This is a genomic window from Microbulbifer mixtoriginis (SeqCode) (assembly GCF_052466865.1).
Window position 1 is genome coordinate 2,578,101 of sequence record NZ_CP174293.1, and the last position, 24,225, is coordinate 2,602,325.

Below are 24,225 nucleotides of genomic sequence, written 5' to 3' on the forward strand. Positions count from 1 at the left end.
GAGTCTAGATAGTAGATAGCCAATAAGATTGTATGTTTAAAAAGAAAAGCGTAACTGAAATCGGCATGCCTGCAGTGCCACCCAAGCCAGCTTTGGTCTTGCTGCGGCTCTCTGAAACTGGCGCCGGTGGGCTCACCTTACATCAGTGGGAGAATGGCTCTTGGTGTGAAGCTGCTCTGGATGATGAATTCCTTTCAGCCTTCAATCCAGAGTTTGAGGCATCGGCTGTACCCGACATCCACCCAGCGTTGAACTTGCCAGAGGGCAGCAAGGCGCTGCTACTTCTGCCTGGTAACTGGGTTTGGAGTGGCGTTGAATCTATCCCCAAAGCAGCTAGACGTCAGGCCAACGCTATTGGCTATATGGTCGAAGAGCAGCTTGCGGAGGATGTAGAAGATCTGCATTTTGTCTGTGCGCCTCGCAATGGTGATATCTGTAGCATTTACGCGATTTCCAAAGACAAAATGGAAATTTTGCACAGCCAGGTGGAGCGACTCGGCTGGCCTTTGACTGCGGCATTACCAGAATATTTACTATTGGATCTACTCGATATTGACCTTTCCCTTTGGTTGGATGGAGAGCAGGCTCATTTTTGGCAGTCGACGGGGCAGGGATTGTCGATCCGCCGCGAATACCTCCAGCCTCTGTTAGGCTCCCTTCTTGACGTAGATAATGCTTCTGAAGAAGGTGCTGATGAGGAGGAAGGGGAAGAGGGCAAAGAACTCCTGTTACTGGGTGGCGGTGAAGAGGACGGTCTTGTTGTTGCCGAGCTGGAATCACTTTTTGCCGATCGCCTACAAGTCAATCAGCGCCCACCTGAAGAAGTTTTTCTTGAGCGTTATAAGCCCGGCAAACTTAGTAATTTGCTCAGTGGGGATTATCAACTAGCCAGCGGCAAAACTGAGTCGGTATGGTGGCTAAAGCCGGCCAAAGTAGCCGCCTTCTGTTTTGCCGCACAACTTCTGTTTTTTGTCGGTGCTGGGGCCTACTACCACTGGCAGGCTGAGCAGGCAGAAGAGCAGGCTAGAGCCATGTTCACAGAGATGTTCCCCAATGTACGTCCCTCGGCCCAGATGCGTAGGCAGCTAAATGGCTTCTTAAAAAATGCGGGGAATCAGGGCGGCGCCTTTACCACCCATATGCAGCAGCTCAGTAAGGTGTGGACTCAACAGCGAGGTAAAGAGTTGCAACTTCAATCACTTCGCTTTGATGGCCAGCGCGGTGAAATGGTATTGCAGCTTAAGGCACAGAACCTCTCAGATTTGGACACTTTTGTCAGCAAGCTGTCTGGCAATGGTTTGCGTGCAGATTTACTTGGTGCCAATGAGTTGAAGACGGGCGTATCCGGGCGGGTGCGTGTGCGCTAGAGGCGCAAGGTATAAGGCGAAAGAATTCGGTATTTAAAGCAGAATGAAAGAACAAATCGAGCAGTGGAAACAGAAGTGGCAGGCGATGTCACCCAGTGATCAACGCGCCTTGAGCATCCTTAGTCTTTTTGCCGGGGCGCTTTTTATTGTCTATGGCCTTTACAGTCCGGCCAAAGGTTTTTTCGATGAGTCTCGCGCGCGAGCAGAGGAGTCACAGGAGCTGGTTCAGTGGATGGAGTCCCAGCGACCCGTGCTCTCCCGTGTTAAACCCAATAGTGGGGGCGGCCAGGCTTCCGGCACTTTGTTGCAGCGGGTAACTAATGCGGCCAAGCAAAACCGGGTCACGATTAAACGATTTGAGCCCGAAGGGGAAAATCGTATTCGTCTATGGGTTGAGGAGGTGCGCTATCAGGATCTTCAGCCATGGCTAAACCAGCTGATGAAAGAACAATTGGGTGTTCGCACCATCAACCTTGATGCCTTGCCGGAGCAGGGTATGGTTTCCGCTCGCCTGACTATTGAGGGCTAAAGGAGCCCTATCATTTTCTATAGAATTTGGAGAAGTCCGGATAAGATTAGGCTTCTCCTTATCAATCCATATGTGTTCTGCAGATCACAAGCTCTTTACAATTATGTGCTCCTCCTTGCCCTGTAGCTGCATTTCTTTTTTACATCTTTTCAATAAACCCTAATTTAGCCAGAATTGTCGCTAAAAGCCCTATACTGAAGATGGGAAGTGGAAAAAGGTGCCACTATGCTTTTTAAAGATGTAACCACCAAGCACTTGGTTGAGGTGGCAGATGTTGTCACACTCTCGAATCCCTATGAGCTCACGGTAGTTGGCCGCTATCTGTGGGGGGAAGAGGTACAAGACCCAGAAGTTTTCGATAAAACAGACTTATGTTTTCTGTCTGGTGAGCCACTACCAAGATGTTGGCACGATAGCCGCTATCGTGAGAAGGAAGTGCGTCGTTTGCGCTGTGGAACCCACGCGCAGGAAGATGGTGACTATTATCAGGGTGCTTGAACTGCCAGTCATGTTAATGGGTGAGCTGACCGACTGTATTCGGCCAAGTCTTACCTGTAGCTGTTAAGCGCTGTACAATGCGCGCCAATTTTTACAAGCGAAGATTTGCATGACTTTTGAGCAGTTTGAAGAGTATTCCCTGTGGTTGGGAATTGGCGCACTAATCTTATTCATGGTGTTTATCGTCTGGAACCTGGCCAAGGATTCTAAAGCGGGTAGGTTTGGCACCTTTATCCTGTTTCTGGCACTCGGTCTTGGACTGCTCGGCTTTATTATAAAAACAGTACTGGTTGAAGTACTTGGGATAGGCTAGGGACCTCTATGTCACCGGATACCCAATGCTCCAGGGAAGGTCGCTATGACATTATTTGATCGCCCTGAACTCAAGGTGCAGAAGGATCGGCGTATTTGCCGAGCCACCGATATGCGTATCGCCAAATATAGCCGGCGAGGCATGGTGCTCTCATTCTGTGCATTTTTGATCGCGGCCACTATCGGAGATATGCGCCTGGAGGCTCCGCGCTTATTGCTGATTCTAGGGGCCGGGTTAGTGGTTCTCACGCTGATCCGCGGTTACTACGTTTTTCGTTTTGGTCATTTGTATAGTTCGGGACCCAATCGCTGGCGTAATCATTACTTTTTTGTATCGATTCTTGGCTCTATCTGGTGGGGCCTGACTTTATTCTATTTTGTTTACTATATGGGGTTTGCCCCAGAGACCCACTTCCTGTGGATCTATACCGTCATCTTCTGCTCCAGCGTGACCACGGTATTCTCGCCTTATCACCGTTTTCTCTCTTGGTTTACGGTTACTTCTTTACTGCCAGCGGCATTGATGGCTCTTTTCTCTGGCATGATCCTCGGCACTATTTACGGGACGCTCACTCTGGCCTTTATCTGGCTGACCGCTCACCAGGGGCGGCGAGAGTCGGAGAATTATTGGGAACGTCTGTCGGCTATGCAGGAGTTGCAGCAGCGTGCGAGCAGCCTGGCTGCAGCACGAAAGCACTCTGAAGCGGCCGTTGAATTGACGAATGAATTTATTGTTAATATTGGTCAGGAATTCCGCAGCCAGCTTTCTGATGCCTTGGGGGCCTTGTCTCTTTTGGAGGCAGAACCGCTCAGCGAGCGTCAAAAAGAGTGGGTGGGGCTGGCCAAAAATGCCAGCAGCCAACAGCTTAAGCTAGTGGACAATGTGGGGCTTTTTACCCGCGTTGCTCGCAAAGATATCCGTATGCGCCAGGGGCCATTTAACCTGGTCAAAACCATTGAAAAGTCCTTCAAGTTCGCTGCGCGAGCAGCCCATAGTCAGTCTTTGGAATTTAACTTTCAGATTGATGACAGCCTGCCGGTAATGGTCACTGGCGATAATCGTAAAACAGCTCAGTTGATTCGCAATCTGGTGGACTCGGCTACGGGAATTGCCCAACGGGGAGAGCTTTGGGGCGAAGTGAGTTTTACCCCGATCACCTCTGTAGAAGGGCAGTTGAATATTACTCTGAAAGACGACGGCCGCGGTGAAATCCTGCCCGATGAGAGCGAGCTGTTTGGTGCTTTTTCCAGAATGGATACCAATCAGGTAACTACAGGTTTAGGGCTGTCTATCGCCAAGGGTCTGGCGGAAGCTATGGGGGGGTATCTACAACTGCACTCCAATCAAGACGGTAACCGCTACCAGGTCGTAGTCAAATTTACTATTGAACCTAATCAGCGTACCTACTTAACCCCGGACCGCCGTTTGCAGGATAGTGAGGTTTTACTGATACACCAAAAGGGCCTGTTTATTTCCGGCTTGATGCAGATGCTGCGCTCCTTTGGTATGGATGTAAAGTCCCAGCGCTGGTGTGAAGGTTGCGAGTGTGAAGTACAGCAGCTCCTTCAGCAGGCTTTGGAGCGAGGGCAACTGATCATGTTGGTGCCCGCCATGGGCGATGAGATACTCTTCGAATCAGTTACACCATTCTTTGAAAAGACTCATGCTGAGGACCGTGATTGCCCATTGATATGCCTGGGCGGCTTTGGTCAAAAGTCCTCTTTTGCGGAATTGCAAAGACTCGTACCTTCGGCTCTCTATCTGGGACGACCGGTAACCCGTAAGGAGTTACACGATACTCTGGTGGAGAGAATCTTTGGCGGCGCCAAGCGAACTACTCGGCGTGTAGTAAAAGGTGGTGCCGACCAGCCACGGCAATATTCCCTGCTGTTGGTGGAGGACTCCCGTCCACATCAGTGGGTAACGGAAGAGATGTTGCAGGCACTCGGTTACCAGGTGGATATCGCCAGCAATGGAGAGGAGGCCTTGCTGCGTTTATCAGAGGGGCATTACGACCTGGCCCTGGTAGATTGTCAGCAAAATACCGATCACAGTGCCGAGATAATCGAGATACTGCGCCGATGGGAAACAGAGCACAGGCCTGATGATCGATTACCAATCGTTGCTTTAACCAGTACCACGGAAGAACAATTCGAAGGGCGTTGTTTAGCGGCAGGAATGGACGATTATCTAACCAAACCCCTGAGCAAGGATCTGTTACGGGAAACCTTGGCCCGTTGGTTGGGTAGCGCCTAGAGTTGCTGAACTAGGATTATTTAATAATTGGATAATAGAAAGCCGCGGCAATTGCCGCGGCTTTCTTATGGTTAGAATTCGTAGCGAACGCCTATACGAGCACTCCAATAAGATGGTTCAGCAACCCGTGTCTGGCCTGATGGCTCTAAGAATTTATTGAAAACGTAGCGGCCTTGATCATCGATATCAGCCTCTACAGCAGCCTGATAGCGCGGGAAGTCTCCTTCATACATCACGCCCCAATCATCGTTAATCAAGTTCCCCAGATTTTCTACGATAAAGTAGGCGTTGATCCTGTCATCCGCACGCCAACCGGGTAATTCCTGGTCAATACGTAGGTCGAACTTGGTCCACCAATCACTATGGATTTCATTTCGTTCCATAATCTGACCGCGATCAAGATCTTCAGAATCAACAAAAGCGAAAAAGGCTTCGGTATCGAAGTCTTCAGCAAATACTACATTTGCGTCATCGCTACCGGTTGGGATGTACAGTAGGCTGCGGCCGGAGCCTGCATCGCCAAATAAGCCGCCGCCAAAAGTATAGCTATAGGGTAGCCCTTCATTTGCACTGCCAAACAAGGTAAAGCGCGTTTCATAGCCTGCAAAAAACTCGTGAGCGTAGTCCATTTTGAGAGTGAAGCGGTGGGGTACCACATAGTTGGAGGTAGCGGCCCCCGGATTCTCGGCATCGATAGTTGCAATTTTGGTGTAGTTAGACCAAGCCACAGAACTGGTCATTGGATTCACATCCTCGGCTTCTGTGTAGGCATAGCCCAAGGCTACATTGAGACCAAAGTCGAAGGACTTGCTTAGACCCAGGGATAGAACGCTGGAAAAACCGGAATCTCCTTTTACGTTAGTGAGCATAAAGTCTCCGCTACGACCATTGGCGCTTTCATAAATTGGGCGCTCATCCACAGCAGTATCCACTTGTTGCAGGGATATATCGCGGACAATGGCTGCATCTTTATAGTCGCTATAGAGGTAGTCAGCAGAAAGCAAATAGCCGGATTCAAACTCGTAACTAGCACCGATGGCATACTTCCAAACTGAAGGGATTTCGAAATCCGGGTCCATTAGATTGACGCCACCGGATCTTCCTTCTCCATTGGCAACCTGGTCATATAGATTTTGCGGTATGTCATAGATGGGGCGGCCACTGCCAGTCCAGTCCATATCGAAGAGCGGGGTTTCACTACTATCGGTGGTTTCTATCTGTAATACCCCGTTGTTGGAATAATTGTTGGAAATCCAAACGTTGGGATTGCCACCAGAATATAGGCCCAGGCCACCGTGTAGCTCCAGGCTGTCATTGACATTCCAGTTGAGACCGAGACGTGGCTGTAAAAGGTCTATGCCATCCATATTATGCTGGTTACTGAAACCGTACGTTTCTGTGATATCCAGATTCTTCACCGGCCTATCGTCACTGCTGTAGCGGTCATAGCGCAAGCCTGCTACGACTGTGAGATCAACTTCGGCAAAAGTGTATTCATCCTGCAGGTAGAAAGTATCGATGTCATAAGCAAACTCTGCTGCAGCATCCAAGGGATTATTGGTGAAGGCAGCATTTTCATAGATAATTTTGCTGGCAACGCCGTTTTCAAAATCTTCGATGCTAGCAAACCGGTACTCCCCCTGTGCTTCCTGAATAAACAGGTTAAATACATCGAAACTTTCATGTTCGTAGCCGGCGGTGAGATTGTGCTCACCCAGCAATAAGCGCCCGGCGAGTTTTATGCTCAAATTATCGTAACTCAGCTTATTGGCATGGCGGGAGTCATCAGATCCCAAGTAAACCGTTGCGCTCTTTAGGCCTTCTTCGTCCTTACTGGTAACCTGGACTTCACCAAATTCAGTACCACCGAGAGAGAGTTGCCAGTTATCCAATTCTGAATAACCGATCTTCATTTCTGTAGAAAAGATATCGCTCCAATCGGAAAACAGCTGAACAATATAAGAATTCAGTTCGGCACCGCGCTCATAATAATGATTGGATAGCTCTAGCTCATTGTAGTCGTCGTCGGATTCGGCAATAGAGTAGCCATCGTTGTAATTATAGGTAAGAGAGGCTCGATGATTATCGCTGATATTCCAGTCTAGCTTGATCAGCAATTTCTCATCTTCTTCCGGCAGGCTTGAGGGGAGTCCGCCAGGGTTATAATCGTACACATCATTCGCGATGCGCGCGATTTCCTGCAGCTGCTCCTGAGATACGCCCTCAACCTCAGAGGGAGAGTTACTGCCTGTTGGCCCCCGGTCAAAAGTAGCGACACCTTCTAGATTTTCGTAAGCGGTGAAGAAAAAGAGTTTGTCCTGGATAATGGCTCCACCTAAGGTAGCGTTGTAGCGCTTTTCATCAAAACTGGCTACAGGGAAGTCTTCACCCTCAAGAGAGTCTCCACGGAAACCATCATCGGTATAGTCATAAAAGAGTGAACCATGCCACTCATTGCTGCCGGATTTGGTCACTGCATTGATGTTACAGGCGCTGAATCCGCCGTATTGCACATCGAATGGAGCCAGCTCTACAGCAACTTGCTCGATTGCATCGTATGAGAAGGGCATACGCTCTGTTGGATAGCCATTGCTATTCAAGCCAAAGTTGTCATTCATGCGCACCCCGTCAACAGTAAGGCTGTTGAAGCGCGGGTTGGCGCCAGTACATTGAATAGAGTCATAACTGGCTTCGTCGATGTAAACTCGTGGGTCCAGGCGTAGCAAGTCCTTGATATCGCGGTTTACTGCGGGTGCACTGGCTAGGTCATCGCTATTGAAGTGAGATGCCGGGCCTACCGCTAGTCGGGAAGTAGTGATAGCTTGGCCAAGCACGCTGACTTCCTCAAGGTTACTTGTGTCGAGGGATACCATCAGGGGCAGGGTATCGCCTACTGAGAGATAAATATCTTCAAAGGTACGATCCCCCTGTTCGGTTTCAATTTTGACGATATAAGGGCCACCCACACGCAAACCACTGAGATTAAACTGTCCTGATTCTCCTACCTCGGCCACTCGCCGACTATTGGATGGCGTGTGCACTACGGTAATTTTTGCATCGCTGATGGCTTCGCCTGCGCTACCAGTAATAGAGCCGCGAATGGCTGCGGCAGTTTCCTGAGCGTAAGAGATATGTGTTGAACCAATCGCGGAGATAATCGCGGCGGATAAGCACATGCGCCGGAAGATAGAAGGTTTCATAACTAAATCCTGGTCTTTAAGTGGGCCAACAGCGTGGCTTTGAGAGAACTGGTTGTAATCGGCTCCCGAGACTCATCCCCAGGTCTCGGCCAGAGTGCTTTTTAGCGGGTGAAATTGAAGGGCTGGTTAACGATTTGTTGCAATTTTGTAACAGGCTCGTGAGATGGCATTGATGCATACCAATTTGTCACAAATGTTTATTAAGCTTGCCGCAAATTTCTGCAGTGGATGATTGAGATGATTAACCTAAAAAAAATAATTTGTATAAATATTCTATTGGTTGGGCTGCTCAGCACCTTAAAAGCCCATGCTTGGGGAGATGATGGCCATAGAGTGGTTGGAGAAATCGCTTGGTATTATTTGGCACCTAATGTAGCCGCAGAAGTTGAATTGTTACTTGATGAGGTTGGGGAACCACATCTGGCAGAGTCAGCCACCTGGGCGGATCGTATTCGTTCCAACGAGCAATATAATTGGGCAGCGCCCATGCACTATATCAATCTATCCCGTGACTGGAACAGCTATGACGCGGAGAGGGATTGCCCTCCAACAGGGTGTATTGTCAAAGCCATTCAGCAGTTTGAAGAAGTTCTTGCAGATCGCACCCGGTCAGGGACAGAGCGTGCCGAGGCCTTAATGTTTATTGCGCACTTTGTAGGGGATCTTCATCAGCCGCTGCACACAGGTCTTTATTCGGATCGTGGTGGCAACGATGTATTCGTGCACTTTTATGGAGAGGAGACCAATTTACACGCTCTTTGGGATATCCATCTTGTCTCAAGAGTGGTTACCGATTGGCAGGGTTATGCAAAAGAACAGACAGAAAAAATTGGTGCAGTCCAGAGCCAGCTTTGGCAGTCTACAGATGCAACAGACTGGGCAAAGGAGTCCCATCAGTTGGCTCATAAACTGGCATATACCAATGAAACTCAATTGGGGGAAAAGTACTTCTTGCGCTGCAGGGATTCCTTAGAAATGCGTCTACAGCAGGGTGGTGTGCGCTTAGCTGCCGTACTTAACAAAGTTTTGGGTGGAAGATCATTGAAGATGGTCGATCGATAATTAATCTAGTGGTCTTATTGTGGTGTTAGCCTCCACGAGATAAGGGAAACTAGCATCCATCGCTCATTGCGTGAAGGAGTTTTCCTAAATACCGGCTTAAGGATGGTAGATTCTAAATAATGCAATTCGAGCTCTTTTGACAATTAAAGTGCCCGTCCAAGCCCGAATTGCTTCTAAAAACTGGACATTAGTTTAGAGCTACTTCTCCTTGAGCATGTGAGTGCAAAAGTAACTGTTTGGAAGTATTTGAAGACATGCTATCTCCCAAGCTCAACCTGGAAGAACTCCCAGGCTAACTGATTATCTGAAGCGGACAGGTTACGATTTGCGTCCGCCATCACATATTTTCCGTGGGCTGTTTTCAAAGTGATTTTGTCATTTTGATTCAAACAGGCCCATCCGTTGGAATGGTTGTAAAGGACAAATTTCTCCCAGCCTAAAAGCACACTGGCTCTTACATCGACATCATGGCTGTTATGTGGAGTGGCACGTAAGTAATGACCGTTATGGGCGCGCAGTGAAACCGTGTCACCACTCTGAATACAGCGGTGATCCACCCACTGCTGGGTGTTCCCTTTTTGCTCCAGCGCAAGAGTAAAAGTCTCCCATTCTGCAGCCGCAGCAGGCATATTTTTTGCCTCATCGTTACCACCGTAGACAGCCTGAATGCGTGTGTTGTGGTGGGTATTAAGCAGGGAAGCTGTATGTGCCCTCGCATAAGTGGATGAATAGGCGGCAGCGTGATTGGTCCAACTTAATGTTGCCGTAATGGGGTTGTGATCACTGATACTCTGGTGGACTTCATCATACCGGTTGGTAGAGAAGCTAATTTGCGAGTTGCCGCGAAAAGCAATATGGTCAACACCCTTACAGGGGCCCTTTACATCGTTAATATTCGTATTACCTGTGGCATAACTTACCTGGCTACAGGACCAGGTTAAGCCCAACTCGGAAGCCCAGCGCCCCAACTCCGACTGATTAGGGCCTGGCTGCCAGCCGCCGTTGTCAATCCATGCATTAAAGTCGCCCATTACAATCACTGGATATCCGGCCGAATTTTGTTGAATAAAATGTTTGAGCTGGTTGAACTGGCCTGTTTTCTCCTGGCCGTTACTGGTGTCCATATGAGTATTGTAAAAGTGAACTTTTAGGTCCTTGGCTAACTGAACTTCAGTGAAGGTGAAGCCTTTTTCCGTCTCACAATCGGGACTTGAGCCGTTTGCGATAAAGTCTGAGTAGGTACCCTTACAGCTTGAATACTCAACATGCAGCTGCCTGCCATTAATGGGGTGTTTGCTGATAGTGCTTAAACCATCGCCAAAGCTGAAGACCCCGCCCTGGAAGTGATCACTTCGATAAGGATATTCTGTTTGGCTAAGGGGAGACATCACCGCGTAATTTCTGACCCAGTTTTCCTGGAGTCCGACAATATCGTAGGCCTGTCCGGCAATATAGGTGGATGAAAATAGAGATGCCTGGCTATCAGAAATACCCTGTAAACCTTCAGGAAAGCCCTTTATGTTGGCTGCCATTACTCTAATTTGGCCACTTTGCCCAGCCAAGCTTCCCGGCCTGCTATAGGCTTGATTGCCCACAGTGCCGGTAAAACCTACTTGAGTGCTGGAACTAACCAGAATATCCCATATTTCTGACAAAGTTATTGCTGAAGCAGAAGCGCTTAGGCCCAGGCTTCCTACGATAAGAGCTGATCTTAATAGTTTGTTTTTCATTTTATTGTTATCCGTTATTTAAATTGTCCGATTTTATTGCTCTATCAATGGTGTATCTCGGATATCGTCTATTGATTGTGCGTGGCAAAGGGAACGATTTTTAATTAATTGTGGGGCCTCCTTAACTGACTAATTTTACTAGCAATATTTAAGCGACTTTTATTTGGCGTCTACCGAACGGATAAAAGACTTCAGTAATAGATACTAATTGTCATTTCATCAATAAGTAAGAGAGAAAGAGCTTTAGCGGGCTATGGCCAAAATAAAAGGTTGGGCAAGCGTACTAGAAAGTAATTGTCGGAATAATAAAGGATTGGTGATATGAGTGGATACCGGATTAGTAAATTTTAAAATCAATAATAGACTGGGCAGTTCCGCTTGTTGTCTTAGCTGCCAGCCTGATTAACAATGGTTGCAGCTTAAGTACACAACGCCCACCTCAGGCTCCAGAGCCTGGGAAATATTAACAATAATGTAGTAGGTGTACATACATGGAACTGGTAGGACCTTACCGGAGCCTTAGGCTCTTCTGCGCCCCTCTTATTGTGGCTTTACTGACGAGTGGTTGCTCGGAATCCAACGACAGTAGCCCTAAAAACCGTTTGGCCTTAGCCCAACAAGCGCTGACTTTGGCGCCCGCTGATCCAGAAATTGCTGAAATCTATCAGCGAACCTGTCGCAGCTGTCACAGCACTGGGGTCAGCGCTGCGCCACTCACAGGGGACATTGCCGGCTGGGAACCGCGTCTCGACAAGGGAATGGATGTATTGGTTGAAAACGCGATTAATGGTTTCCAGGGGATGCCACCACTGGGTCTTTGTTTCGAGTGCTCACCGGAGCAGTTTGAACAGTTAATTGTCTTTATGGCCTCTGCGGAGTAAGGGATTATGCAGCAGTCACGTCGCCGCTTTATTACAACTATTGCCGCTGGTTCTACAGCTATCGCTGCTACTCCAATCTCCTCTATGGCACGCACCTTGGTACAGGCGAGTGACCCAGTAAAGCGTAAGGGTATCCGCTGGCGCAACTGGTCTGGTTCGCAAAACTGCCTGCCCAGTGAACGTCTGGCACCAAAGACAATCGCCGAACTACAGCAACGTGTAGCTGATGCTAGAGGTACTGTTAGAGCTGTGGGGGCTGGGCACTCCTTCACGGCCTTGGTGCCCACCGATGACACCATTCTCTCGCTCGGGCGCATTAGCGGTGTGGCCGATCATAGTAGCGAAACCACCCAGGCTACGATTTACGCGGGTACACGAATAGCCGATCTTGGCCAGCCGCTTGAAGATATTGGTCAAGCCTTGATTAATCAGCCGGATATTGATGAGCAAACTCTCGGCGGATGCCTGGCCACTGCCACTCATGGCACTGGGGCCGGTTTAGGTTGTATGTCCAGCTATGTAACGGGATTGGAGCTGGTTACGGCAGATGGCAGCACTCTGTGGTGCGATGCAGAGCAAAACCCAGAGGCTTTCATAGCAGCCAAAGTTTCCCTGGGTAGCCTGGGGTTAGTGACCAAGGTGCGTATGCAGAACCAGTCCAGTTACAAACTCCGGCGAGAATCCTGGGTGGCTCCCATGGGGGAGGTGCTTGAGCAGGCGGAGACACTGGCGGAGTCAAATCGCAATTTCGAGTTTTACTATATTCCTTTCTCGGGAATGTGTATGGCTGATACGCACCAATTAACCGATGAAGAGATCTTTACCACCGCGCGTGAAGATACTAACGAAGCTGTAATGACCCTTAAAACTGTTCGAGACTGGCTTGGCTGGTCGCCCAGATTACGGCAATACGCCTTACAGTCTGCAATGGAGGATATTGAAAAGGAGGTGGTTGTGGAGTCCTCTTGGCGAAACTACGCCAGTGAGCGAAATGTTCGCTTCAATGAGATGGAATACCACCTTCCCAGGGAAGCCGGACTGGCCGCTTTTGAGGAGCTGCGCCGTACAATCGAAGAGAACAATCTTAATGTGTTCTTTCCTATCGAAGTGCGCTTTGTAAAGGGGGATGATATTTGGTTGAGTCCCTTCTATCAGCAGGATTCCGTATCTATTGCGGTACACCGTTACTTTGAGGAGGATTACCAGCCCCTTTTTAAGGCACTGGAACCCATTATGCGCAAGCATGGCGGCAGACCGCACTGGGGGAAACTTAATACCTTGCACCGGCAGGACCTGGCTGGTTTATACCCCCGCTGGCAGGATTTTCTTGGGGTAAGACGTGAGCTTGACCCTAAAGGAAAATTTTTAAACCCGTACCTGAAAAAACTAATTGGTTGATAGGGCCCTTATTCATCTCAGGGCTGAAGAGAGACTAGGGGAGCGAACTGTGCAGAAAACGCGGAGAAAATTTTTACTGGGCGGAGCGGCATTGGGGGTTGCGGCCGCATTTCCTTTGTTAAGGCCTAAAGCTTTGGGGCAGGGGGGGCACACTAACTATTTTCAAAGTCTCTCTAAGGCTCTAGATTCCGCAGGTTTCTCTGGTCCCACAATGGTAGTGGATTTAAACCGCCTGAGAGCCAATGCGACTGTGCTTTCTGGGCATCTAAATGGGCACTTTGACTATCGAGTTGTTGCCAAATCGTTACCAGCTCTGGGGTTACTGGAGGCGGTTGCCAAACAGACTGGTACGCAGCGGTATATGGTTTTCCATCTACCTTTTTTGCAACAGTTGGCGCAGTCACAACCACAGGCAGATATTTTGCTGGGTAAGCCTCTTCCGATTGCTGCGGCCAAGAGCTTTTATAGCCGCCCAACAACCAGTGGATTTGACCCTAGAACACAACTTCAGTGGCTGATTGATAGCCCTCGGCGGCTACAACAGTATGCGGCACTAGCCGGTAGCCTTGAACAAAGGTTGCAAATCAATATCGAGTTGGATGTGGGGTTGCACCGCGGTGGAGTCAGCGATGCTCGGGACCTTACTGAAATGCTCAATATTATTAAGGCAGAACCACTGCTTACTCTGTCGGGATTTATGGGCTATGACGCCCATGCGGCTAAGATGCCGGGTATTTTAGGTGGCCCAGAGAAAGCCATTGATCGCGGTTTGGAGATTTATACTCAGAGGCTTGAGCAAGCTAAACAATTGTTGGGTGAGCAGTATCCTAAAAGGTTGACGTTGAATGGCGCCGGCAGCCCGACTTACCAGCTTTATAAATCACGCTCAGATAGTGCACCCTGTAATGAGCTGGCGGCAGGTTCCTGTCTTGTTAAACCTACAGATTTTGATATCCCCACCCTCAGTGATCACAAGGCGGCTGCATTTATCGCCAGCCCAGTATTGAAGAAGTTACCGCAGACTCAAATTCCTGGTTTGGAGAAACTAACGGGTACGATGCGTTGGTTAAACCCAAATCGCGAGCAGACATTCTTTATCTCTGGGGGGTATTGGAAGGCGCTGCCCGAATCTCCAGAAGGTCTTTCGATCAATCCTATTTATGGACGATCTACAAATCAGGAAATGCTCAATGCTTCCAATCAGGTTGTCCTACAAGAGGATGACTGGGTTTTCCTGCGACCAACTCAAAGTGAGTCTGTATTTCTTCAGTTTGGGGATATAGCTGTGTATGACAAAGGGGAGATCGTGGAGCGCTGGCCTGTATTAAGTAACTCCTGAAAAAACATCTTTACATGGTTCTAAATAGATGACGCTGTACTGTATATAGCCGTATGTAATCACAAGTAATTATTATAATAAATTTGGAGAGTAACGTGATTTTTGAGCTGGTTTTAGTGCTAAATACTATTTGGTTTTTAATGGGTTTCAATGTTTTCTCCTTGCGGGGAAAGATTTTTGCCAAGCTGGTTGTTCCTAGAGAGCATAGGGATACCCCTGTCTTTGGAATACTGGCTGAGTCAGGTAAATTTCTAGGCGGGTTTAATTTTTCATTGGCGCTAATGAGTATTCTTTTGTTGGTTAATCACGCCTCCTTTTCTGGGGATATTCAAAGATCTATATTGCTTTTTGTTTTTTCTGTTACACATGGTTCTCAGTTTATTTATAACTTGCCAGTCGCGCTAAAGAACCGAAAAGGGGGTGGGCCTTGGAAAGTGAAAGGTGTGATGAAGTTTATATTTATTATGGACTTTATCATGATGATGATTAATTTAACCCTGGCGCTTTGGTATTGGTTGTAATGAGGCTGGTCGTTCGGTGTCGGCTAGTGTTGCCATTGCTGTTATGGGTGGCTTTTACGGTTTGATAGGTGATGCGATATTGAGTGATATTTTCCATATGAATATGCTGCGTTGAAGGGATGTGAAATAGGTGCTTAAATTAACAGATGTACCTACTGAACAAGTTTCGGCAATAACAGACTTGGTATTGGCTGTATTGGCGTTGTTTATATTTCTTTATTTTATTAGGCCGGAATTCAAGTCTGGCTGGAAGAGAAATTGCTGGATTTGTTTCTTTGGGGTGATGTTTATCGTTGGCCTATTGGGTTCGGTAATTCATGGTTTTCAGATTGCCGGGCCTGAAAGAATATTCATGTGGCATGTTTTATTTTTTTTCCTCGGTCTTTTTCTGGTGTCGTTTACACTTGCTATTATTGGTGATCTTGCCGGTGAGCGAATATCAAGAAAGTTATTGCCCTACATATTTTTAATTGGCCTGATATTTTATTTCATTGCAGTATCTAGAATTGATGGTTTCATAGTCTTTGTGGGTTATCAAGCGTTAGTGATGATTCCTGTTGTTATTGGTTATACGTGGATGGGGTTTAGGGGGCGTTTACCCGGGGCTTGGTATATGGTTGTCGGCGGGCTTATTTCTCTCCTGGCTGTGGTATTACAAGTCAGAACGGCTCTGGAGTTTACGTTTGTTTGGACGTTTAACCATAATAGTCTTTATCATCTGGTTCAAACAATAGGCGTGTTGTTCTTTTTTGCAGGAATAAGAAAGTCATTGCAGGCATCAATATAATTTTTTACGTAATTTGATTCTTTAGGTTTTTCTGAATCGAAACCCTCTACTCAAAGTGCTGTGATCTATAGGGGGCTGAGAAAAGGCGCCCACACCCCCCTAAGTATTCATGATTGAAGCTTTATAATAAGGCCCCTGGCCAGCTTTAGGTTTATAGTGTTTTAGGCTGCAAAATTTATAAAGAAGGCATTCTATGGGCGCCCGAAATACTATCTATGAATATGGGGCAGTAGCTAAGTGGCTTCATTGGATAATAGCATTCTTAATTCTAGGATCTTACGTCAGTGTCTATTACCTCCAATGGTTTACTGAAGAGGATACCCCAGCAAACTGGATTGCCTTACAGCTGCACTTGTCTATTGGCATAACGATTGGTGCTTTTGTACTGTTACGGATATTTTGGCGTTTGACTAATCCCACTCCGAAACTGGAACCTGGCTCCAGGCTAGAGCACTTTGCCGCGCATACAGGCCATTTTCTGTTATATGTAGTCATGATACTTGCACCATTAACCGGATACCTAGGAACTGGGGTGAATACTGAGTACTTTTTCCTGTTTGAAATCCCTCAGTTTGCTGACACTTCCCTTTTTGCCCACCTTGTTCAGAATAAAATGGGCTTGACCTTCAAACAGTTCGAGGAACCTATCGATTTCATTCATAAGGAAGTGCTGGGTGAATGGCTTATCTGGTTACTTATTTTGGGACACTTCTTGGCAGCCCTTTATCATCACTTTATAAAGAAAGACCGTACACTGATTAGGATGACTACGGGTAATCAGTGAAACAAGTACTCTTATAAAGTCATTTACCTTGCCCGTGATTTAAATGGCTCTACTATGTGTTCGTTGGTCGATAACCATAAAGCCAGAGTGCTCTGTTTGACCCTTGATAATGTTGCCGAGACCAGGAATGTATTTTTGAAAATCAGTTGTGCCCGCATTAAGGTTTTATTTATGACTAGTGAGGAAATTACTTTACCTAATCACATCCTCAAAGATATAAAAGGCTTTACTGGCGATTAAGTCCAGTATCTGAAAAGTTGCAGGGGGCTGATAATCTTGGTCTTTCATACCTATGTAAGCGCTATTGAGCTAAAAAGTTCTCCGCACCTGACAGAGTTTTGAGACTAGTATTGGCGCCAGATTTCCGTGCCGTTCCCGCAATTGATGTTTATATAAATTTTGGAGATCCTTCTAAGGAAACCTGAATGTTTATTGTACTGAGTAATTTGCATATATAACCCCGCCAAGATTTTACCCAGGTGTATTGGCAGAATTTGATGCCAATTTGGCATAGAAGTTTGGCGCTCGGTTTTCTAATCTTCTGCCCATAACAATGTACCCATCCATAGAGATGGCCTGATAGTTTGGAGTCCAAGTAATAACCGGTATGGTCGTTTACTGCGGGTCCTAAGTGGTAGCTTATGTGTAGTCGTTTATCTTGGATATTGTGGTCCGGAGCTCTCTTGTTATTGGCTGGCTGTGATCCCCCCGGGGAATTCCACCCCATAGCGAGGGTGGAACCATTGGTCATACTTTCAATTGAAAGTCTCTAATCAGCTATCTGATTAAGTTACTGCATTGATCATCGGGTTGTCTTCTTCGTTGTGTTTTGGCAATGCAAGCGAAATGAAGGTTGCCAAAAACAGCAAGCACGTGGATACCAACAGGCAAGCTTGTAAACCGGCAATCTGAAAAATCCAGCCCGACAACAGAGTTCCGGTAAGGCGGCCCAGAGCGTTTGCCATGTAGTAAAACCCCACATCCATAGAAACGCCATCTTCTCTGGCATAAGCGATGATCAAGTAGCTGTGCACAGAAGAGTTCACTGCAAATAACACAGCGAATACCATGAGGCCCAACAAAATGCTGAGTTGAGGGTGGAAGCCGATATAGAGTGAGAAGGCAATCAGCGCAGGTATCAGAGTTAATGCGCAGCCCCACAATAGGGCGGTTCGCCCATCAGGCAGTGCCGAAGAAAAACTTCCAGTGATCCTTGGGGCAAAGGCTTGTGCTGCGCCATAACCGATGATCCAGCAGGCTAGGAATGCACCGACTTGCCAGTGGCCCCAGTCGAATTGGCTCGCCAGGAAAACGGGCAGGGCGATTACAAACCAAACATCACGAGATGCAAATAGGAACAGTCTTGCTGCTGCAAGGATATTCACCGGGCGACTCTTAGAAAATACATCTTGAAAGCGGGCTTTCACCTTTGCTTTACCCAAGTCTTTTCGTAAAAATTTCTTACTCAATAGCAGTACTGAGGCGAGAGCGACTGCCATTGCGAATATAGCCCCACGAAATTCCAGTAATGCCAATAGGCCTCCGCCCATAAAGAACCCAATGCCTTTCAGGGCATTCTTGGAGCCAGTCAGTAGTGCAATCCAGCGATAAAGAGTTCCTTGGGTATTGTCGTCAGGTAGTAAAAGCTTGATTGAGCTTTTCGCGCTCATCTTGTTTAGGTCTTTGGCTATGCCAGATATTCCCTGAGCGGCCATAACCAACGGCACACTGAGATAGCTAGAAGGGACCAATAACAGAGCTAAAGCGCAAATCTGTAATGTCAGACCAATATTCATGGTTCGATTAAGGCCTAGCCGGGCACCGAGCCATCCCCCCACCAAATTGGTGACCACTCCAAAAAACTCATAGAAAAGAAACAGTAGGGCTATTTCGAGAGGGGTGTACCCCAGGGTATGGAAATGCAGAAGCACCAGCATGCGCAGTGCACCATCGGTTAGAGTAAAAGACCAATAGTTACCAGTCACCAATAAATATTGGCGTACCGAGGGCGAAAGGGTGGAGAAAAACTGCATGGGTTTGGGCTCTAACTACTAGGGGCTCCTGGCCTGAAGATCAGGCCAGCCCCGTATTTATCAGTTTTTTATTGGTGGGATCTAGGACATTGGCTTATCCAATCAGGCGAGCCAGCTCTGCAGTACGGTTGGCATAGCCCCACTCGTTGTCATACCAGGTATAAATTTTCACTTGAGTGCCATTGACCACCATGGTGGACAGTGCATCAACAATGCTGGAACGTGGGTCGGTTTTGTAATCCACAGATACCAGAGGACGTTCCTCATAACCGAGAATATTTTTCAGCTCGCCCTCTGCTGCGGCTTTCAGTAGGTTATTAACTTCATCCACAGTTGTTTCCCGTTCTACTTCGAAAACACAATCTGTCAGGGAGGCATTGGCCAGCGGGACTCGTACGGCATGGCCGTTCAGCTTACCAGTCAACTCCGGGAAGATGGCGGTGATTGCTGTGGCTGAGCCGGTAGTAGTGGGTATCAGACTGGCTCCACAGGCCCTTGCGCGGCGCAGATCTGAATGGGGCGCATCAAGGATTGTCTGGGTATTAGTGATATCGTGGATAGTAGTGATAGAGCCATGCTTGATGCCCAGTTTTTCATGTATCACTTTTACCACCGGGGCCAAACAGTTCGTGGTGCAGGAGGCTGCAGTAACAAATTGATGCTTGGCTGGATCATAAATGTGCTGATTCACCCCCAAAACAATATTTGGTACCCCGTCTTCTTTTACGGGAGCCGAAACCAGCACACGCTTTACCCCCTGCTTTAAATAGCCCTCTAATTGCGCGCTAGTCTTCATTTTCCCAGAGGCTTCAATAACCAGGTCGCAAGCACTCCAGTCTGTGTCGGCAATGGCGAGATTATGGCTACAACTTATTTCCTGGCCAGCAACCGTAATTGTGTTGTCCTTAGCTTCTGCATAATGCTGCCAACGCCCGTGTACCGAATCAAAATTCAGTAAATGCGCAAGGGTGGAAGCATCTCCAGCGGGGTCATTGATTTGCACAAACTCCAATTCTGGCCAGTCCCAGGCTGCGCGCAGCACAAGCCGACCGATACGACCAAATCCATTGATTCCGACTTTGATAGCCATGTTGTAACTCCTGAGTAATCTGAATATATGAAAAATCGCATATATCCAGGTAAATTTTTTCAGCGACTTAGTGATATTACTTGCCAGCAAAATACCTACTGCCGTGACTTAGCAGCATAGGCTAGCTCTTTGGGGCCTATCTCCCATTAGGATCAAGTTGCGAAGATCTTCGGCAATAAAGTGCTGATTTGCCTGCAAAGTGTCTTGAAGGATCGATTTGGCCCAGCTGCCCAGTTCAGGGTTGATGCGGTAAAAGATCCACTGTCCCTGGCGGCGGTCCCGCAATAAATCAGCGCCGCGGAGTAGGGCTAAGTGCCGAGATATTTTGGGTTGGCTCAAACCCATAGCAGCAGTGAGCTCGCACACGCAAAGTTCTCCCTCGTGGGCGGTCAGTAGAAGCGTGCGCAGGCGGGTATCGTCTGCCAGGCACTTGTAGAACTGAACTGGGTTCAAGGCTTACCCCAAATCTTGTTTATGCCGCTTTCACGGCCTTGTTATACACCAGTACAAAAAGTTTGATGCGGGTACTCAGTTCCAACACCGTTGTGTAAAAAGGTTTGAAGCAATGCCGACTGGCAGGGTCTTCAAAATTCCATGAAATCAGCCTACCGTGCCCAGCGGTGGGTACATACTCGTTATGGCTCTTGTCACACAGGGTAATGACCAAATCAAAGTTCCGGTCAGCTACCTCTTGCAAGCTTTTGGAACACAGTCCCTTGATCGGAATGCCGAAGCGCTGAAGGGCTTTTATAGCTCGGACATCCACGGGGGTGGGATCTGTTCCTGCACTAAAAACCTCAAAGAGCTCTCCCCCGTAGTAGCGCAATAAAGCCTCAGCTATTAACGAACGCGCTGAATTTCCTGAGCAGACGAACAGGATGCGCCTCTTCATAGGAACGCTCCAGAACGGCAATCCGTTCAACTTAGTGGGCATTATATATGGAAAAGCGAATATTCAAAGGACCAAAAAAAACCGGGAGCAGGTCCCGGTTATTCACTAAATGCTTAGAGCTTGAACTCTGCCCAGACCGGCGCATGGTCTGAGGGGCGCTCCATAGCGCGGATATCATAATCGACCCCTGTCGCCACACAATGTTCCATCAGAGGGCTTGTAGCCATAATCAAGTCGATCCGCAGCCCACGCTTGGGCTCGCGGTCAAAACCCTTACTACGATAGTCAAACCAGCTAAATACATCATCTGTATCAGGATTCATTGCACGGAAAGTATCCGCCAAGCCCCAGGCCTCAATTTTCTGCAGCCATTCGCGCTCTTCTGGAAGGAAGCTGCACTTGCCGTCGCGCAGCCAGCGCTTGCGATTGGGCTCGCCGATACCGATATCTTGATCACTCGGAGAGATGTTCATGTCGCCAATAACCAGCACCGGGGCTTCGGGATCGCAGGTGGTTTGTAGATAGGTATCGAGGTCAGCGTAGTACTTTTGCTTCGCCGGGAATTTTACTGGGTGTTCACGATTCTCGCCCTGGGGAAAGTAGCCGTTGATGACGGTGAGAGGTTTACTGCCGCCAATATCGAACTTTCCCATGACCATACGGCGCTGGGCGTTATCGTCGTCGGTAGGAAAGCCATATTCGCGATCGATAAATGGTAGGCGTGAGAGCAGGGCAACACCGTAGTGTGTTTTTTGGCCAAAATAGATTAGCTCGTAACCCAGGTCGCGAATGGCATCTACAGGAAAGTCTTCATCGGTAACCTTGGTTTCCTGAAGACCAATGATATCGGGTTGATGGCTATCTACCAGAGCCTGCATTTGGTGCAGGCGAGTGCGAATACTGTTGACGTTAAAGGAAACGACTTTCATTTCTTCCCCCAAATGAAAAAGGTCGGGCAAGCCCGACCTAATTGTTTACTGTGCGCATGGGTGCGCTTGGCACACCCAAAGGGCATCACATCTTTAGAAATTGGCGACTTGCGGCGGTGCCTTGCTGGCTTTGTCAGCCAGTCCAATAAAGTCCGCCATTATATAGCCCGCTTCGTTCAAGATTGGATCTTTTTCCAATTTGATTTCCACAGGGCCACCAATGGTTGCCACTTCTTCAGACTCACTCTCTTCATAAGCCTCGAAACTCTTGTAGGGTTCAAGCCCTTTTGCTTCGCGACGTCGGTTCTCCATGGAGAGCAGGCGCTGGTTTACGTTTTCACGTTCTTGCTCTCGCATTACCTCATTAAGGGAGAGATGCTTTCTGTCGGCGCGTTCGCTTTCAAACTTGAATTGATCGCGCAGGAATATGAAGTCCGGATCTGATGCTGTGCGCTTATTGTGCTTAGTGAGCAGATTAGGAATCAGAGTCTTCAGATTAAAGTACTTGGCGTGTGGTACGGCGTGGATACGGTCCCAGGGCAGGGCGGTATCGTAAGCGCTTTCACCAACACTCTCCGCATCAATAAGTTGCGGCATGGGGATATCGGGTTTCACGCCCGCGTGCTGGGTGCTATCACCGGATACGCGGTAGAACTTGGACTGGGTAATTTTTAACTGGCCTTCTTTCAGGGGCGCCATGGTTTGCACGGTGCCTTTACCAAAAGATTGATTGCCAACAACCAAGCCGCGGTTGTAGTCCTGGATGGCGCCGGCGAAGATCTCGGAAGCTGATGCCGAGAGGCGGTTAATCAATACCATCAGCGGGCCGCGATACATTGCGCGAGAGCGGGAGCGGTTGTGCCGTGAAATCTGCTCATTAGCGTGGCGGATTTGGACTACTGGACCCTGATCGATAAACAGGTCGGTCAACATGGTGGCTTCCTGTAGGGAGCCGCCGCCATTGTTGCGTAGATCCAGAATGATACCGTCTACCTTTTCCTCTTTCAGTTCGCTGAGCAATCTAGCCACATCGCGGGTAGTACTCTTGTAATTGGGGTCGCGGCGACGGTAGGCGTCAAAGTCTATATAGAAGGTCGGCAAGTTGATTACACCGATCTTGTAGCTTTTCTTACCATCTGAAAATTCGAATACGGCCTTCTTGGCAGCCTGATCTTCTAGCTTCACTTTACTGCGCTTGATCAGGATGGTCTTGTGGGTGCCGTCGCCGCCGGTGGGAATAGTTTCCAGGCGCACGAAGGTGCCGGCCTTACCGCGGATTAGATCCACCACGTCATCCAGCCGCCAGCCGACGACATCGACCATTTCACCATCCTTATCCTGGCCAACCCCTACAATCTTGTCGTTAGGCTTGATCTTACCGGTGCGGTCAGCAGGACCACCCGCTACCAATCGGGCAACCTTGGTGTATTCCTCATCCCCTTGCAGCACGGCACCGATGCCCTCCAGAGACAACGACATGCTCATGTTGAAGTTTTCCAGGGAGCGTGGGGACAGATAGTTACTGTGGGGATCATAAAGGCGAGTCAACGAGTTCATATAGAGCTCGAATACGTCATTGCTGTTTTGCTGCTCAAGGCGCTTCTTTTGACCTTTATAGCGGCGTTCCAGCAAATCGCGAATATCCTCATCCTCTTTACCTGTGAGCCTCAGGTTTAGGACGCTGCTCTTCAGGCGCTTACGCCAAAGATCATCGGCATCACTGATGGAGGTGGGCCACTGACTCTCCTCACGGTCGAGTTCGAGGGATTCATCGCGATCGAAATCGAAAGCGGGCAAGCCTTTTTCGAGCTGGGATAGGATATTGTCCAACCGATCGCCCATACGCAGGCGGAAACGGTTATAAATCTCAAAGCCTGCTTTGACATCGCCAGCGCGTAGCTGGTCATCCAGCTTGGTTTGCCATTCGCGGAACTCATTGATGTCTGAGGCGAGGAAGTAGCTTTTGGTGGGATCTAGAGCATCAATGTACTCGTCCCAAAGGTCTTCCGACATTTCGTCTCCGACCTTGATTTTGTTGTAGTGCAGCATTTCTAGCTTGCCGACAATCTCCCTGGCAGTACTGCCCTGGTCCTTTTCAGGTGCCAGAGGCTCGGTCTCTGCCAGAGCGGTTGTGGAAAGCAGGCCAATGACCAAGAAGCCGGAAAATAGAGCGGCGATCCGATTGGTAAGCATAGGGAGTCTCTTTATACGTCCTACTTCATAGGCGACCAGCCTTTATGGCTTAGCGACCTATAGCTTAGGACAAGTATAAAGGCTGAAAGCTCCGAAGGGCATGAAATACCTCCAATCAGAGATGGATCTTTTCCTTATTAGGCACATTTAGCAAAATAGAGTTTCCTACTATCCATTATTTAGGGCATTTGGTCTCAAATGGAGGCGGTTGGCACGGCTCGGTTTTGATGATTTTTACGTCTGAAGAGCATTTTTGACCAGTTAGTCGATCATGGAGTGATTGAGTGCCGGGAAAATGGATACCGCTAAAAAGAAAAGGAATTGAGTTGATACACCCGCTGTTTTAAGAGCCCCCTAACAGTTCCGGGATGTCTTTAGCGTTCTGAGTGGTTCGGGTGAAAGTGCAGCTTCGCAAGGATATCT

The 24,225-nt window shown here is 48.3% G+C and carries 20 protein-coding genes; 12 read left to right on the forward strand and 8 right to left on the reverse strand.

The genetic code is table 11. The annotated features are described in order from the left end of the window. Positions 1-32 precede the first annotated feature (32 nt). From gspL to ACJJJA_RS11765, 5 genes are all read left to right on the forward strand, one after another. Complete coding sequence (gene gspL / locus ACJJJA_RS11745; protein ID WP_444904696.1) at positions 33-1,367, forward strand: type II secretion system protein GspL; 1,335 nt, start codon at positions 33-35, stop codon at positions 1,365-1,367. A 43-nt stretch (positions 1,368-1,410) separates the two neighbouring features. Continuing rightward, positions 1,411-1,896 (forward strand): type II secretion system protein M, encoded by a 486-nt coding sequence (locus tag ACJJJA_RS11750; protein ID WP_444904697.1) that lies wholly within the window; start codon positions 1,411-1,413, stop codon positions 1,894-1,896. 225 nt (positions 1,897-2,121) lie between these two features. Then, positions 2,122-2,394 (forward strand): acetyltransferase, encoded by a 273-nt coding sequence (locus tag ACJJJA_RS11755; RefSeq protein WP_252085851.1) that lies wholly within the window; start codon positions 2,122-2,124, stop codon positions 2,392-2,394. 109 nt (positions 2,395-2,503) lie between these two features. Beyond that, positions 2,504-2,707 carry a DUF2788 domain-containing protein gene (locus tag ACJJJA_RS11760; protein WP_252085852.1) on the forward strand — a complete coding sequence of 68 codons (204 nt, stop codon included), beginning with the start codon at positions 2,504-2,506 and terminating at the stop codon, positions 2,705-2,707. A gap of 45 nt (positions 2,708-2,752) precedes the next feature. Continuing rightward, positions 2,753-4,963 (forward strand): hybrid sensor histidine kinase/response regulator, encoded by a 2,211-nt coding sequence (locus ACJJJA_RS11765; RefSeq protein WP_444904698.1) that lies wholly within the window; start codon positions 2,753-2,755, stop codon positions 4,961-4,963. A 71-nt stretch (positions 4,964-5,034) separates the two neighbouring features. Here ACJJJA_RS11765 and ACJJJA_RS11770 read toward each other — a convergent pair whose 3' ends face one another. Further along, positions 5,035-8,163, reverse strand: a complete 3,129-nt coding sequence (locus ACJJJA_RS11770; RefSeq protein ID WP_444904699.1) for a TonB-dependent receptor — start codon at positions 8,161-8,163, stop codon at positions 5,035-5,037. Positions 8,164-8,400: 237 nt separating this feature from the next. Between ACJJJA_RS11770 and ACJJJA_RS11775 the strand changes: the two genes are divergently transcribed. Beyond that, the gene (locus ACJJJA_RS11775; RefSeq protein WP_444904700.1) at positions 8,401-9,225 is read left to right on the forward strand and encodes a S1/P1 nuclease; all 825 of its coding nucleotides are present in this window, start codon (positions 8,401-8,403) and stop codon (positions 9,223-9,225) included. A gap of 257 nt (positions 9,226-9,482) precedes the next feature. On the opposite strand, the gene ACJJJA_RS11780 is transcribed toward ACJJJA_RS11775, so the two are convergent. Next, positions 9,483-10,955 (reverse strand): endonuclease/exonuclease/phosphatase family protein, encoded by a 1,473-nt coding sequence (locus tag ACJJJA_RS11780; protein ID WP_444904701.1) that lies wholly within the window; start codon positions 10,953-10,955, stop codon positions 9,483-9,485. Between the two features lie 491 nt (positions 10,956-11,446). Between ACJJJA_RS11780 and ACJJJA_RS11785 the strand changes: the two genes are divergently transcribed. The 6 genes from ACJJJA_RS11785 to ACJJJA_RS11810 all read left to right on the forward strand — a co-directional run bounded on the left by ACJJJA_RS11785 (position 11,447) and on the right by ACJJJA_RS11810 (position 16,665). Beyond that, positions 11,447-11,836 (forward strand): c-type cytochrome, encoded by a 390-nt coding sequence (locus ACJJJA_RS11785; RefSeq protein WP_444890360.1) that lies wholly within the window; start codon positions 11,447-11,449, stop codon positions 11,834-11,836. A gap of 6 nt (positions 11,837-11,842) precedes the next feature. After that, positions 11,843-13,234, forward strand: coding sequence for an FAD-linked oxidoreductase, L-gulonolactone oxidase family (locus tag ACJJJA_RS11790; protein ID WP_444904702.1), 1,392 nt, complete (start codon positions 11,843-11,845; stop codon positions 13,232-13,234). Between the two features lie 49 nt (positions 13,235-13,283). After that, the gene (locus tag ACJJJA_RS11795) at positions 13,284-14,573 is read left to right on the forward strand and encodes a DSD1 family PLP-dependent enzyme (RefSeq protein ID WP_444904703.1); all 1,290 of its coding nucleotides are present in this window, start codon (positions 13,284-13,286) and stop codon (positions 14,571-14,573) included. 95 nt (positions 14,574-14,668) lie between these two features. Then, positions 14,669-15,094, forward strand: coding sequence for a hypothetical protein (locus tag ACJJJA_RS11800; protein ID WP_252085860.1), 426 nt, complete (start codon positions 14,669-14,671; stop codon positions 15,092-15,094). 130 nt (positions 15,095-15,224) lie between these two features. Continuing rightward, entirely contained in the window at positions 15,225-15,881 is a 657-nt protein-coding gene (locus ACJJJA_RS11805) for a DUF6962 family protein (protein WP_444904704.1), read from the forward strand. A 193-nt stretch (positions 15,882-16,074) separates the two neighbouring features. Then, on the forward strand, positions 16,075-16,665 hold the full coding sequence (locus ACJJJA_RS11810; protein ID WP_252085862.1) for a cytochrome b: 591 nt from the start codon (positions 16,075-16,077) through the stop codon (positions 16,663-16,665). A gap of 785 nt (positions 16,666-17,450) precedes the next feature. Here ACJJJA_RS11810 and arsJ read toward each other — a convergent pair. The 6 genes from arsJ to ACJJJA_RS11840 all read right to left on the reverse strand — a co-directional run bounded on the left by arsJ (position 17,451) and on the right by ACJJJA_RS11840 (position 23,802). After that, positions 17,451-18,698 (reverse strand): organoarsenical effux MFS transporter ArsJ, encoded by a 1,248-nt coding sequence (gene arsJ, locus ACJJJA_RS11815; protein ID WP_444904705.1) that lies wholly within the window; start codon positions 18,696-18,698, stop codon positions 17,451-17,453. Positions 18,699-18,792: 94 nt separating this feature from the next. Further along, a complete protein-coding gene (locus ACJJJA_RS11820; protein WP_444904706.1) occupies positions 18,793-19,788 on the reverse strand; it encodes an ArsJ-associated glyceraldehyde-3-phosphate dehydrogenase in 996 nt (331 codons plus the stop codon). Between the two features lie 108 nt (positions 19,789-19,896). Next, positions 19,897-20,241, reverse strand: coding sequence for a metalloregulator ArsR/SmtB family transcription factor (locus ACJJJA_RS11825; RefSeq protein WP_444904707.1), 345 nt, complete (start codon positions 20,239-20,241; stop codon positions 19,897-19,899). A gap of 19 nt (positions 20,242-20,260) precedes the next feature. Further along, complete coding sequence (locus ACJJJA_RS11830) at positions 20,261-20,680, reverse strand: arsenate reductase ArsC (RefSeq protein WP_444886138.1); 420 nt, start codon at positions 20,678-20,680, stop codon at positions 20,261-20,263. Between the two features lie 113 nt (positions 20,681-20,793). Then, complete coding sequence (gene xthA, locus ACJJJA_RS11835) at positions 20,794-21,609, reverse strand: exodeoxyribonuclease III (RefSeq protein WP_252085867.1); 816 nt, start codon at positions 21,607-21,609, stop codon at positions 20,794-20,796. A 93-nt stretch (positions 21,610-21,702) separates the two neighbouring features. After that, positions 21,703-23,802, reverse strand: a complete 2,100-nt coding sequence (locus ACJJJA_RS11840; protein ID WP_444904708.1) for a carboxy terminal-processing peptidase — start codon at positions 23,800-23,802, stop codon at positions 21,703-21,705. Positions 23,803-24,225 lie beyond the last annotated feature (423 nt).